This window comes from Kribbella sp. NPDC055110 (assembly GCF_053607525.1).
This window is the reverse complement of the sequence record NZ_JBSGTS010000004.1, coordinates 309,858-322,778: the sequence shown is the minus strand read 5'-3', so window position 1 is coordinate 322,778 and position 12,921 is coordinate 309,858. Positions and strand designations below refer to the sequence as shown.

Here is a 12,921-nt window from a genome sequence, read left to right as displayed (position 1 = left end):
CGGATCATTCTGCGCTGTCGGTGCCTTCAGGTGCAGTCCCGTCCCAGATCGTGTACCCGTGGGCCGCGTTCAGCTTGTCCCGCAGCGTGGTCTCCAGGCTCTCGGCCTTCCCGGGCGCCAGCCACGAGACCGGCAGCAGGATCGGGTGGTCGGGGTTCTTGGTGCGGAGGACGATCGCCTCGCCGTGGGTGGTCTCCACCCGGCCGACCTCGGTGATGTCGGTCCACGGCGTGCGGAGGCCGCGGACCTCGAGGTCGCCGTCGCGGAGCCGCGCGACCTTCGGCGGCCGGGCGAGGATCCACAGGCCGGCCAGCGTGATCATCCCGCCGAGCGTGACGAACACCGATACGGCGACGCCCGGCAGCCCCAGTGCCCAGAGCACCGCGGCCACCCCGAGAATGATCAGTCCCGCGGCCAGGATCCCGAGGAACCGTCCCGCTCGCATCCGGTACGTCGTACGCATCGCCACAGGATCTCATCCGCCCGGGGCTACCGGATCAGAAGGCTTCCGTCTCGGACTCCGTGGTGTTGCCGGCCACCGACTTCAGCGTGAGTGTCCAGTTGAACGACCCGTCCAGGAAACGGTCGAGTTTCGCGTACGAGCAGTTCTCGGTGAACCGGTGGTTCGTCTCGTCCCAGTTCGTCCCGGTCTTGTAGTAGACCCAGTAGTCGCCGCGGATCCCGTTCAGCGTCGCCGTCTTGTTCGCCCGGATGTAGATCGACGCCTGCGGCTTGCGCGGGCTGCTCGGCGTGACCACGACCACGATGTCCGAGCCGGCGTTGGTGATCCGGAGCGAGCCGGACCCGCGCGAGCCGGACCGCTGGAAGACGTCGCCGTTTTCACCCCGGCCACCGAACACGGCCGGCTGGGCAAGCTTCGCCGGCACCGACAGCGCGCCGAACTTCACACCCTTGCCGATCGACTTCTGCACGCCCTGCGCGAGCTCGGCGAACGCGAGCCGGACGCCGCTCTTCGCCTCGTACAGCCGGACGTCGAGCGCTTTCGGCAGGCCGCAACTGGTCTTCGTCTCCCCGGCTTTGGTCAGCTCCGTGGCCACGTTCCCGGCGTACGCGTCGAAGGCGTCGAGGACCTGGGGATGCGCGGACACCAGGCCGCGCGGCGGCGTGATCTTCACGAGCTCGCTGCGTTCGAGTACGACGGCACCCGCGAGCTGGGCGCGCGCGGCGTCGAACGCGGCGACTGTCGGTGCGTTCATCACGCGCCCGACGTACGGCTTGAGAACCTTCTCGACATTGGTCAGCGCCCGCTGGTACATCGGCACCGAGAGCGCGACGGGCGTAGGTGTCGGCTTCGGGGCCGGCTTGGGCGCCGCCGACGAGGGCGGTGGCGCGCTGGTGCTGGTCGTCGTACCCCCTGCCGAGGGCGCGTCCGAACTGCTCGAGTTGCCACTGCAGCCTGCGCAGGCCAGGACCGTCATCCCGACCACAACCGCCAACGAACGCCTCACAGTCACCCCCAGGTGTGACCAATCTTCACTTTGGTCCAATACTTCCCTGGGAGGGGTTCACCAATCCGGATCAGTTGCCGCCGGTGCCGGTCTGGCTCGGGTTGTAGGCGCAGGCGTCGTTCAGGTTCTCCGCGGCGCCCGGGGTGACGGTCGTCTTCGGCGGAGTGGTCGGCCGCTTCGTCGTACCGGACGTCGGCGACTTGGTCGTGGTCGGCTTCGGCGTCGACGCGACCGGGTTGGTCTTCGGGGCGATCGCCTTCTGGATGATCTCCTGCATCGCCGTGTAGTCCGGGTTCTTCCCGGTGGGGAAGTTCTTGTTCTTGTCCAGGTCGATGTTGGTGACCTTGGCGTTCTTCACCTTCAGCGCGAGCTGGATGAAGGCCCCCAGGATGTCCTGCGGGATGTCGGTGCGCAGGAGTTCCTTCCCGGCCTTGGCGATCTGCTGGTACGACGTGACCAGTGCCTGCGGGTTCGCGCTGCTGACCAGCGCGTGGATCGTGCACCGCTGCCGCTCCTGCCGGGACGGGTCGCTCAACCCGTAGCGGCCGCGCGCGAACCACAGCGCGTGGTACCCGTCGAGCTTCTGGTTCGGACCCGGCTCGATGTACCCGCTCGGCTTCTTCTCGGTGTTCGATCCGGGGCCGGCGCCGTAGTCGCCGCCGATCGGCACCCGGTAGTTGACGTTCACGGTGATCCCGCCGAGCGCGTCGATGATCTGCTTGAACCCGGCCAGGTTGACCTGCATGTAGTAAGAAATGTCCAGACCGAGCGCGGCGCTCGCGGCCAGCTTGACCGCGTCCGCGCCCTCGTTGTCGGTCTGGCCGAGGATCCCCGGGTGTGCCTTCGGGATGTTGTCGTACATCGCGTCCAGGTAGAACTCCGGCTGCTCGACATTGCCCAGGCTCGGGTCCCAGAAGCCGTCCGGGTACACCTTGTGCAGCGGCGAGTCCGCCGGGAACGGCATCCGCATCCAGTTCCGGCTGAGCGAGATCAGTGCGGTGTCACCGGTCTTGGTGTCGATACTCGCCACGATCACCGTGTCGGTACGCGTACCGGTCCGGCCGACGCCGTCGTCCGCGCCGAGCAGCAGCAGGTTCAGCCGCGGGGTCTTAGCCCACGGGTCGCTCGCGTTGGTCACCTTCGGCCGGGTCGCGCTCTTGGAGTTGCTCTCGGACTGGAACACGCTGCCGATCAGGTCACGCTGCGCCATCACGGTCTGCGCCGCGACAGTCGTCGGTACGGCGATCGCGAAGCACAGCAACCCGACGAACATCGAGCCCACCAGCCGGCCCGTATAGGTCATGCTGACCGGGCGGAGCAGCTTGTGCGACGCGACCACGGTCCAGATCCAGCCGACCCCGAGCAGTACGACGGCACCGGTCGCAATCAGCAGTTGACGCGGGGAGACGAGCAGGGCGAGCACGGAGTTGCGGTGCGCGAGACCGACGTACGCGGCGATCAGCACCAGGCCGATGCTGATCGTCAGGATGAACGCGCCGAGCTTCTTCCGGCCGCCGATCAGCAGCCCCGAACCGGGGACCAGGGCGCTGAGCAGCGTCAGGCCGATCGCCTTCGACGCCGTCCGGGCACGGTGCGTTCGGGCCCGGGACCGGCTGGCACGAGGCGCTGCCCTCCGACCGGCTGCGCGAGTACTCCGCGACATAGCTCCGTTCCCTGATCGACGACGTCACGACCTTCCGTCGGCCGCGCGAGGCGGCCCACGGTACTTCAGACGCCCACGGCACCCAGTTGGTTGACGTGATGCTGGCGACCCCCGTCGATGTTCGTCAGCGTACAGGGGCCGCGGGCTACCACCGCAACGTGCCGGGTCGGCGACCCAGCGTGCCCGGCGACCCGCTTTGCTCACGAGCCGGTCGAGCAGATACTCTTGGTCGTCGTCGCGTCCGCTCCTCGAGTGGACCGTCGGAGGAGGCGTCGCCTAGTCCGGTCGATGGCGCCCGCCTGCTAAGCGGGTTGAGGGTAAACCCCTCTCGCGAGTTCAAATCTCGCCGCCTCCGCTCTGGGAGCTCTTTGCCTGCAAAAAGCGCAGGCAAAGAGCTCCGGCCATTTCACTGGGGGTGCAACCCCCGGGCCCCGTCCGGCGGGGCTTCGCCCCCCGGACCCCCCGCGACTGATCCGCTGCGTGGATGCTCCGTGCTGCTGCTTGTCCGCTCGTGATCGGCCGGGTTGGTCGGTCAGCTGGTTGCCTCGGCGATTCGTTCAATGGTCCGTGGGGTCATGGGTTCGGGGGAGATGAGATTCGAGCACGGCCCGCGCGCTGTCAGGGATTCGCATGCGGTCAACGTACGTGGATCATGGGCGCTATGAGGAGGCCGTACCTGGATCGGGCGGCTGCGGGCCGCGTGCTGGCCGACGAGCTCGGATCGGTCGGCGGTTCCGTACTGGTCCTCGGGCTGGCACGCGGCGGCGTACCCGTCGCGGCTCCGGTCGCGGACGTCTTGGACGCGGAGCTCGACGTACTGATCGTGCGCAAGCTCGGGCTGCCCGGTCAGCCGGAGCTGGCGATGGGCGCGATCGCCGGCGTCGGCGACGAGTTACATGTGGTCCGCAACGAGCCGATCGCGGCGGAGGTCGACGCGGAGACGCTGGAGGCCGTACGCCGGCAGGAGGTGCGGGAACTGCGCCGCCGCGAGCTGGCGTACCGGGGCGATCGGCCGCCGATCGACGTACGGGATCGCGTGGTGATCCTGGTCGACGACGGCCTCGCGACCGGCGCGACGATGCGAGCCGCAGTAGAAGCAGTACGCCGACATCGTCCGGCGCAGGTCATCGTCGCCGTACCCGTCGGTGGCATCGAGAGCTGCCGGCGACTGTCGCGGGTCGCGGATCAGGTGGTGTGCGCGTGGATCCCGCAGTACTTCACCGCGGTCGGGCAGGCGTACCGGGACTTCTCGTCGGTGAGTGACGACGAGGTACGCCGCGTGCTCGCGGAAAGCACAGCGCGGCGCCCCGGGAGGTGATCCGGGGCGCCGCACCGTATTGACCCGGCCGCCGGCTTCCGACTCGGCGGCCGGTGCTTGTCAGCCCAGACGGGCCTTGAGGTTGTCGAGCTCGACCTTCAACGAGGCCGGGACGGTGTCGCCGAGCTTGGCGAACCACTCCTCGATCAGCGGGATCTCGGCCTTCCATTCCTCGACGTCGACATCGAGCGCGATCTCGAGGTCGTGCGCGGTCAGGTCCAGCCCGCTGACGTCCAGCGCATCCGCCGCCGGCACCCGGCCGATCGGGGTCTCGACCGCGTCGGCCTGACCCTCCATCCGCTCGATGACCCACTTCAGCACGCGGCTGTTCTCACCGAAGCCCGGCCAGACGAACTTGCCGGCCTCGTCCTTGCGGAACCAGTTCACGTAGAAGATCTTCGGCAACTGCGCCGCGTCGTGCTGCTTGCCGACGGTCAGCCAGTGGTCGAAGTACTGCCCCGCGTCGTACCCGAGGAACGGCAGCATCGCCATCGGGTCCCGCCGTACGACGCCCACCTGGCCGACCGCCGCGGCGGTGGTCTCCGAGGACAGCGTCGCGCCCATGAACACACCGTGCGCCCAGTCACGCGACTCGGTCACCAGCGGGACCGTCGTGGCGCGGCGGCCGCCGAAGATGATCGCGGAGATCGGTACGCCGTTCGGGTCGTCGTACTCGTCGGCGAGGATCGGGCACTGCTCGATCGGCGTGCAGAACCGGCTGTTCGGGTGGCTCGACAGCTCACCGTTGTCCGGCGTCCACTCGCGGCCCTTCCAGTCGGTCAGGTGGTCCGGCGGGGTCGGCGAGTAGCCCTCCCACCAGACGTCACCGTCGTCGGTCAGCGCGACGTTCGTGAAGACCGAGTTGCCCTTCTCGATCGTGCGCATCGCGTTCGGGTTGGTCTTCCAGCCGGTGCCGGGGGCCACGCCGAACAGGCCGAACTCCGGGTTCACGGCGTACAGCCGGCCGTCCTTGCCGAACCGCATCCAGGCGATGTCGTCGCCGAGCGCCTCGACCTCCCAGCCCTCGAGGGTCGGGTCGAGCATCGCCAGGTTCGTCTTGCCGCAGGCGCTCGGGAACGCGGCCGCGATGTAGTGGACCTTCTTCTCCGGCGAGATCAGCTTCAGGATCAGCATGTGCTCGGCCAGCCAGCCCTCGTCGCGGGCCATCGCCGACGCGATCCGCAGCGAGTAGCACTTCTTGCCGAGCAGCGAGTTGCCGCCGTACCCGGAGCCGTAGGACCAGATCGCCCGCTCCTCGGGGAACTGGACGATGTACTTCTCGTCGTTGCACGGCCACGGCACGTCCTGCTGCCCGGGCGCGAGCGGCGCGCCGACCGAGTGCAGGCAGGGGACGTACGGCGCGGTCTCGCCCATCTTCTCGAGTACGTCGGCACCGCTGCGGCACATGATCCGCATCGACGCGACGACGTACGCCGAGTCCGTGATCTCGACGCCGAACATCGGCTTCTCGGCCGTCAACGGGCCCATGCAGAACGGGACGACGTACATCGTCCGGCCGCGCATCGAGCCGCGGTACAGCCCGGTCAGCGTCGCCTTCATCTCGGCCGGGGCGACCCAGTTGTTGGTCGGGCCCGCGTCCTTCTCGTCGACCGAACAGATGAACGTGCGCTGCTCGACCCGGGCGACGTCCGACGGGTCGGTGCGGACCCAGAACGAGTTCGGCTTCTTCTCGTCGTTCAGCCGGACCATGGTGCCGGCCGCGATCAGTTCGTCGGTGAGCTTCGCGTACTCCGCGTCCGACCCGTCGACCCAGTGGATCCGGTCGGGCTGCGTGAGCGCGGCGACCTCGGCCACCCAGGCCAGCAAGCCTGCGTGGCGAGTCGGTGCGTCGGTCAGGTCGTACTCTGCGGGCGCTTGGGCCGGGAGGGGGTCCGTTGTCGCTGGTGAGGTGGCGGTCTCGGTATGGGTCGGGCTGGCGGTGGTCGTCATCGGCGGCTCATTCCCTCTCGGCTGTCGGTCCCGGATGACCGCGCGGCCCCTCGACGCTGAGGGGGTACGGCTCCGGCCGCCGGGGTCTCCGGCGGTTCGATTCAGCTGGCTGGCGGTGTGATCTCTCGCAGACCAGTGAGTCCAGTGGGCATATACCAGTGTGCAAGTGGTACTACGGTAAGGGATCGATGCAAATACTGAGAACCCCTAGAACGTGAACCCGGTCACAAAGTTTCGGCGACAATCGCTTTCCGGTTCAGCTTGTGAAAATGAGAACGGCCCGCGCTGTTCGCGCGGGCCGTTCCAAGAGATTTTTCGGTGCGTCAGCTGGTCTGCCGCCAGATGTCGTTCACCAGTCGCTGGATGTCCGCGGCCTCGGCGGTTTGGCCGTAGACCATTGCGCCGACCAGCCACCACTGCCCGCCGCTCTGGAACGCGCGCGTCATCGTGATCGTGTACGGCGTCGTCGTCGACACCGTCAGCCAGGTCCGCGCGTCCTTCGCGGTTGCCGGCGCGGTGGTCTTGTAGATCTTCGTCCACTGCTCGTCGAAATCCAGCCGGTCGGACAGGCACTTCGCCAGGCTCTCGCACGGATGCAGCGCGAACTGCGCCTGCATCGCGTTCTTCAATCCGCCTGGAGCGTAGTCGTTCCTGGTCACGATCCGCCGCAGGATCAGCTGCGACGACTCACCGAGGAAACCGACCTGCGGCGGCCGCGGCCAGCCGACCGCGAACGGGAGCTCGGCGTTCGCGACGACCTGTACGTCGGCGCCGGCCGCGTAGGTCGCGCCGAAGACGCCGGGCGATCCGTCGGACCGCTTGTACGGGGCAGTCGTCACGCGGTTGATCGGCGGAATCAGGACACTCGACGCGATCGGCTCCGGGCTGACGGCCGGCGGCGGGGCGGCCGCGGCCGGTTCCTTCTTCACGCTGCCGCCGATCGCGGTGCCGATGGAGTAGGCGATGCTGAACACGATCAGCACGACGACCGCGACGACGGCGTAGATCCAGGCGCCGATCTTGCGGCGGTACTGCCGCGCGACGTCGATCTTCGACAGCGGCTGCTCTACTACTTGTTCCGGTGCCGTCGCGGCCTGCTCGGGACGGTCGACGTACGACGGGATATTGCCGCGCTGCTGGCCATTTTGCTCAGGCTGGGGGACGGCGCCGGGCGGGAGGATCGGCGGCGTCGCGCCGTACCCGACGAGCTGGTTGCGGACCGCCTGCAGTGACTCGTCGTCGTTCCCGAGTACGCCGTCGAGCGGGTCGACCAGGCGCTCGGCGCCGGTCTCGCCGTGGACGAGCTGCGTGATCGCGTACGGGCGGCCCGAACTGAAGTTGGCGGCCCAGAGCGGGGTCTCCTGAGGGCCGGGTTCGAGCGCGGCGTCGCGGCTCGCCTTGGTGAGGCGCTCGACCACAGTCGGGTTCTGGGCGCCTTCCTCACTGAGGACGAGCGCGATCACGTCCGCCCCGGTGAACGTGCGGCCGTGCCACAACTCCGCCAGCGGATGCAGCAGGATCCGCTGATCGAACTGGTAGCCCGGGATCTCCGGCGTGCTGTTCGTCATCACTGTTTGCTTTCCCAGATCGCCCGGTCCGCGAGCGCCAGCGCCGCCTTCTGCGCCGTGTCCGCGTCGACGGGGTTGGCCGTGTAGTCCACCAGTACGACGATGTCCGCGCGCTGCACCAGCGTGTGCACACTCCACGATTCACCGGCCAGTCCGCTCGCGGTCCGGCTGACCTTCGTCGGGTACGGGCGGTCCGCGTCGTACTTCTTCATCGTCGACCGGCTGAACGTCCGGTCCGCGACCTGGGCCGGCGTGAACGGAGCATTCCCCGCGCCGGCATCCAGCCCGCCGTACGCCGTGATTGTCACGTTCACGCTCGCCGCCGTGTACGCGCGGACCTTCGCGCGCGAGCTGCCCGCCGCGCAGCTGATCGCGGTCGTCCCGCCCTGCGTCATCGTCACCGGACCGGACGATGCCTTGGGCAACAGGTTCGCCACGTCCCCGATCCGCGCGCACAGGTCCGCCGGCAGCGCCCGCGCCGGCAGGATGTCCTTCGGCGTCACCGGCTCCCCGACTGCGAACCCGACCCCACCGCCCACCAGCGCGGCCACCCCACACCCGATCGCGGTACTCCGCGCCAGTCGACTACCCATGCCCGCGACCCTAACCACGCGAAGGTCCTCCCACAGCCTCAACCTCGCGCAAGTCGTGGTGTCTGTGAACAAGAAGTGGTGGCTGTGAACAAGCAATAACCTGTCCACAGCCCCCGCAGAGGTGGTCACGGCCCCTGGCCCGGCGGTACCGGTCAGCGCGGCGGAGGACCGGCGTACCGGAGTGCCCGCCTCAGCCGAGAAGGGTCTTCACCGAGCCGCCGGACTCGGTGAGCTTCGTGCCGAGGCCGTTCAGCGCCTCGCCGACCGTCGCGAGGATGCCCGACAGGTCCTGCAGGTTCCCGGCCAGCGCCTCGACCTCGGTCGCGACACCGCCGATCTGCCCGCTCCCGTCGTTCAGCTTCTTCGCCGCGGCGTCGCCGATCCCGGGGATCTTGTCGAGCTCACCCGCGAGCCCCGCCAGCATCCCGGCCGCGTCGTGGAGCTTGTCCTTGGCCGTGTTCATCGTCCCGGCGCTCCCGGCCAGCGCCTTCCGCGCGCCACCCTCGCCGTCCTCGCCGACCAGCGCCCCGGCCGCCTTCGCCGCCTGCTCACCGGCCTCCGCCAGCCCCGACCCGATCGCCTTCAGTAGCTCCGGCAGCTTCCCGATGAGTCCGAGCGCATCATCTGGCAACCCGCGCACCAGATTCAGCACCTTCTGGAAGTCGTCCGAGTTCTCCATCACGAACCCGACCGCCTTCTTCACATCCCCCAGATCCCGCCCACCGAGCAAGTCCTCAATACCCATGCGCGGATCGTAGAGCCCGCACCCCGCCTCCCCACACGCGCCGCACCGAACTGCCGCCGTACCCCCGCCGCACCCCCCGAAGACCCGCCTCAGGAGCCGATTGGCCTCCACCCGCCCCCTCCATGTATCGTTACTCGACGTTGTCCAGCGCTCGTAGCTCAACGGATAGAGCATCTGACTACGGATCAGAAGGTTGGGGGTTCGAATCCCTCCGAGCGCGCTCAATGAAGGCCCAGGCAGACACTCTCTGACCTGGGCTTTTGTGTGTCCGGAGTGAACGCCGAAGAGGGCGGCTGTCGTACTCGCCGCCCTCTTGACCCCCACGATTGACCCCAACGTCATTCCTCCGGGTCCTCGAACAGGAAGCCGAGCTCGTCCACGGCCTCCCGCTGCAACTCCTCGGCCACGTCCAGTTCGAGAAACTTCACGCAACATCGCTGACAGGCAACAATGAGTAACCCCAGACTCGACAGGGCAAGCTAACGCAACGACGGAAGCAGGGGAAACAACATGAAGCTCACTTTGGTAGCTGGCGACCCGGAGTCCCACCCGACCAACTCGCCCACCCTCTACAAGACCGACCGGGGGAGCTGGGTCGTGCAGGGCTGGGTCGTTGACGACCCGGATGCGCTGGCCGCGCTCAACCTCCCGGACGGTGAGACCGCCGTCGAGATCCCGGACCGCATGATCCAGTTCTTCAAGTAGGACTTGTGGAAGAGATCACCAACGACGATTTCCAAGAGCTGCTGAAGACGTTCAAGCGCAGTTCGATCCATCTGGAGACTCGCGACGCGTACGGCACTGAGGTCGAGCTGCCATACATGGCGAAGTGGGCCGCTGGTGAACCGGACGACCTCGAATGGCTCCAGGATTGGTGCACCACTGTCCGCGGACACGTGGCGGCGGGGCGGACGATCAAGCGTGCCCGGATCGTCTCCGAACCGCTCAGCGACTATCAGCGCTGGACTCTCACCATCGCGAAACCGATCGTGGAGGCCGGCGAGGATGAGCGGTTCATCCCGAGGAGGCAGGTGTCCGAGCTCTGCTTCCCCGGCAACGACTACTACGTGTTCGATGACGAACGGGTGGTCTTCCTGCACTACTCCGGTGCAGGGCTGAACAACGCACTAACGACCACGACAAACCCGGCGACTGTCGAGATGTGCCGGCGGGCATTCGAGCAGGTGTGGCCGTTGGCGATTCCGTTCGGTGAGTACAAACCCGAATAGCGCAGCGCGGAAGGTACAAGAAGCCCTCGGGCTCCGCCTTCGGAACCTGCGCAAAGATGCTGGCCTGACCGGTCGCGAGCTAGCAGCCGCGACCGGTTGGCATTTCACGCGTATCAGCAAGCTCGAACACGGCACCCAAGCGCCCACCGATCAAGACATTCGGACCTGGTGTCAGGTGTGCGGCGCGGAGGACCAGGCGCCTGACCTGATCGCGCAGGCTCGGGCGATCGAGTCCATGTACGTCGAGTTCCGTCGACGCGCACGGTCCGGCGTGAAGCAGCTCATGCTCGCCTTCCAGCAGACGTACGAGCGCGCCGAGCAGTTCAGGATCTACGAGCACAGCGTGATTCCCGGACTGTTCCAGACCGCCGACTACGTCCGGGCGATGCTGTCGTTCTGGGCGCAGTTCCTCAACACCGACAGCGACATAGACGAAGCCGTCGCCGCACGGCTGCAACGCCAATCGATCATCTACGAGAGCAAGCGGAGATTCGCGGTCGTTCTGGAGGAGAACGCCCTCCGGACGTGGTTCGGCAACGCTGACACCATGGCCGGCCAGCTCGACCGCCTGCTCACCGTGATGACGCTGCCTAACGTTGCCCTCGGCATCGTGCCGACGATGATCGAACGCGAGGCCGTAGCCACAACGGGCTTCTGGATCTTCGATGACAAGCTCGTCGCCCTGGAGACACCCTCGGCAAGCATCGAGGTCACACAGCCCCAGGAGATCGCGCTCTACGAGAGGATGTTCGACATGCTGCGACGATCTGCCGTCTACGGCCCGGAGGCACGCGCAATGATCATCAGCGTGCAGAGAGAGCTGGCCCGAAGCAACTAGAAGCAACTGTCTAGCGACGATGCCCGCCGCATTCCTACCGTTGAAGCATGACAACGGGAACACCTCAGCCCCTCGCCGTGGAGTGGGGTGGAGAACTGAGCGAACCAAAGCCGACCGGGCTTGGTTGGCCCACGATGCGACCGGCCGAACGTTGCGACGGCGAGAACCCGATGACTGGCAAGGTCTGCATCAAGGGCTATCACAAGGGCTACCACCGCGACGCCAGCGGAGCCGAGTGGCTTGACGAGTAGGTCCACGCGGACCACCGCCCCCTGATCGGCGGGGCCGGCGTGCTGACCCCTGCATCCGCGCCTGTTCCGCCTACCACCAAGCGACCCCGGCTGACCTCCTCACAGCCGGGGTCGCTGCACGCTGACTTCCGAACGCTTGCTCGGGCCCGGCGACCAACCGAGCAAGGATGCGGTCGGTGATCCATCTCCAGCGGGCCTTCGTCGCACGCCGGACCGTTGGCCGGGGCGCCCTGCCCCTCTGCCGGATTGCCCTCTTATGGATCAAGGCGCGCCTTCGGCGCGGGTGGGCGAGCCCATGCGGCCTGCCGGCCGAACCTCGCCCACCCCGCGCGGAGACGGACCAAGGATCGTCTGTTCCAAGAGCGCCGGCATCATCCGAGTCCTGGTGATCGACGGTGGGTAGCCCCGTCCCCCTGCCGCCCGATCGTACGGCCAGCACGGCAGGCGTCGAGAGCGCTACGCGTCCCTACGGGATCGGCAAGCCGACTCTTGACCCGCACCGCGCTGACCTGGTTTGGCAGCTATCAGGGGGACGGGGCAGGTGTGGTGTCGGGGTTGTCTCCGCTGGTGACTGCGGCAGAAGGGCGGCTACCTCTCCCGACGTGTGCCTTCAACCAGGTCTTGCTGCGCCTGAGGAATCGCTTCCGTAGTTCGAGCGCCGGAGGTCGCATCGCCGAAGCCAGTTCGTCCACGAGGTCGCTGAACTCCTTCGCGGAAGCCTGGTATTCCGCCCAGGCGGTCGTCCACTTCTCATCGTCCGGGGACTGCAATTCGTCCATGACCATGCTGGAGGTGACGTTGCTCAGCTTGAAATCCATGAGCAATTCCCGCGTGCGGAACCCAGCCCAGAACACTGCTCGACTGCGCCGCTTTGCCACGCGGTTGACCAGTATCTTGAGGCGGCGTCTGTGCTGGTCGACGATGTCGTCAGCTTGCTGGCGGGCGGTCTTGGCCTGCGGAAGCGCCTCTCGAAGGCGGTCCTGATCGAAGTCGGGATTATCCAGTATTGAGCGATAGATCAATTCGGTCTGGGCGGCGGAGCGGAACTCGGCGACAACCCTTGGAAATGTGTCGTCCACGAGGCTCGCAAGTTCTACGACCGAGGTTTCCCAGCGCTCGATGCGGCGGGTCCGCGCTTGCACCCAGGGGATCACGAACGCCTTAACCAGGACAGTCGCCATGAGGGTTAGAACCGACGCGAGGAGTACCGGCGTGAACTTGTCATCCATCTCCACACCTCCTCTGGAGTCGTGCAGCATTGAGTGAGTCGACTCACTTGCAGGGGTGACGCGCATCG

General features: G+C 67.2%; 13 protein-coding genes and 2 tRNA genes. 7 read left to right on the top strand and 8 right to left on the bottom strand.

Annotated features, from left to right (window positions below; all coding sequences use genetic code 11):
* Positions 1–4: 4 nt before the first annotated feature.
* From ACWF0M_RS09425 to ACWF0M_RS09415, 3 genes are all read right to left on the bottom strand, one after another.
* Positions 5–463 carry a hypothetical protein gene (locus tag ACWF0M_RS09425; protein ID WP_452235139.1) on the bottom strand — a complete coding sequence of 153 codons (459 nt, stop codon included), beginning with the start codon at positions 461–463 and terminating at the stop codon, positions 5–7.
* A gap of 34 nt (positions 464–497) precedes the next feature.
* Positions 498–1,469 (bottom strand): hypothetical protein, encoded by a 972-nt coding sequence (locus ACWF0M_RS09420; RefSeq protein ID WP_452235138.1) that lies wholly within the window; start codon positions 1,467–1,469, stop codon positions 498–500.
* A 70-nt stretch (positions 1,470–1,539) separates the two neighbouring features.
* Positions 1,540–3,132 (bottom strand): LCP family protein, encoded by a 1,593-nt coding sequence (locus ACWF0M_RS09415; RefSeq protein ID WP_452235137.1) that lies wholly within the window; start codon positions 3,130–3,132, stop codon positions 1,540–1,542.
* A 265-nt stretch (positions 3,133–3,397) separates the two neighbouring features.
* On the opposite strand from ACWF0M_RS09415, the gene ACWF0M_RS09410 reads away from it, so the two are divergent.
* Both ACWF0M_RS09410 and ACWF0M_RS09405 read left to right on the top strand, forming a co-directional pair.
* A tRNA-Ser gene (locus ACWF0M_RS09410) sits at positions 3,398–3,487 on the top strand.
* A 306-nt stretch (positions 3,488–3,793) separates the two neighbouring features.
* Positions 3,794–4,450 carry a phosphoribosyltransferase gene (locus tag ACWF0M_RS09405; RefSeq protein WP_452235136.1) on the top strand — a complete coding sequence of 219 codons (657 nt, stop codon included), beginning with the start codon at positions 3,794–3,796 and terminating at the stop codon, positions 4,448–4,450.
* Between the two features lie 60 nt (positions 4,451–4,510).
* Here ACWF0M_RS09405 and ACWF0M_RS09400 read toward each other — a convergent pair whose 3' ends face one another.
* The 4 genes from ACWF0M_RS09400 to ACWF0M_RS09385 all read right to left on the bottom strand — a co-directional run bounded on the left by ACWF0M_RS09400 (position 4,511) and on the right by ACWF0M_RS09385 (position 9,306).
* Entirely contained in the window at positions 4,511–6,400 is a 1,890-nt protein-coding gene (locus ACWF0M_RS09400) for a phosphoenolpyruvate carboxykinase (GTP) (RefSeq protein WP_452235135.1), read from the bottom strand.
* 323 nt (positions 6,401–6,723) lie between these two features.
* Complete coding sequence (locus ACWF0M_RS09395; RefSeq protein ID WP_452235134.1) at positions 6,724–7,968, bottom strand: hypothetical protein; 1,245 nt, start codon at positions 7,966–7,968, stop codon at positions 6,724–6,726.
* Positions 7,968–8,561, bottom strand: coding sequence for a hypothetical protein (locus ACWF0M_RS09390; RefSeq protein WP_452235133.1), 594 nt, complete (start codon positions 8,559–8,561; stop codon positions 7,968–7,970). The genes ACWF0M_RS09395 and ACWF0M_RS09390 overlap by 1 nt, the downstream gene beginning before the upstream one ends.
* A 190-nt stretch (positions 8,562–8,751) precedes the next feature.
* Complete coding sequence (locus ACWF0M_RS09385; protein ID WP_452235132.1) at positions 8,752–9,306, bottom strand: hypothetical protein; 555 nt, start codon at positions 9,304–9,306, stop codon at positions 8,752–8,754.
* A gap of 147 nt (positions 9,307–9,453) precedes the next feature.
* On the opposite strand from ACWF0M_RS09385, the gene ACWF0M_RS09380 reads away from it, so the two are divergent.
* The 5 genes from ACWF0M_RS09380 (at position 9,454) to ACWF0M_RS09360 (ending at position 11,624) form a co-directional block, all read left to right on the top strand.
* Positions 9,454–9,526 (top strand) — tRNA-Arg (locus ACWF0M_RS09380).
* Between the two features lie 290 nt (positions 9,527–9,816).
* On the top strand, positions 9,817–10,011 hold the full coding sequence (locus tag ACWF0M_RS09375; RefSeq protein WP_452235131.1) for a hypothetical protein: 195 nt from the start codon (positions 9,817–9,819) through the stop codon (positions 10,009–10,011).
* Between the two features lie 5 nt (positions 10,012–10,016).
* The gene (locus ACWF0M_RS09370; RefSeq protein ID WP_452235130.1) at positions 10,017–10,535 is read left to right on the top strand and encodes a DUF6879 family protein; all 519 of its coding nucleotides are present in this window, start codon (positions 10,017–10,019) and stop codon (positions 10,533–10,535) included.
* Complete coding sequence (locus ACWF0M_RS09365; RefSeq protein WP_452235129.1) at positions 10,516–11,373, top strand: helix-turn-helix domain-containing protein; 858 nt, start codon at positions 10,516–10,518, stop codon at positions 11,371–11,373. The genes ACWF0M_RS09370 and ACWF0M_RS09365 overlap by 20 nt, the downstream gene beginning before the upstream one ends.
* 47 nt (positions 11,374–11,420) lie before the next feature.
* Positions 11,421–11,624: a hypothetical protein gene (locus ACWF0M_RS09360; RefSeq protein WP_452235128.1), complete on the top strand. Its 204-nt coding sequence runs from the start codon at positions 11,421–11,423 to the stop codon at positions 11,622–11,624.
* Positions 11,625–12,148: 524 nt separating this feature from the next.
* Here the strand turns inward: ACWF0M_RS09360 and ACWF0M_RS09355 are convergent.
* A complete protein-coding gene (locus tag ACWF0M_RS09355; protein ID WP_452235127.1) occupies positions 12,149–12,853 on the bottom strand; it encodes a hypothetical protein in 705 nt (234 codons plus the stop codon).
* Positions 12,854–12,921 lie beyond the last annotated feature (68 nt).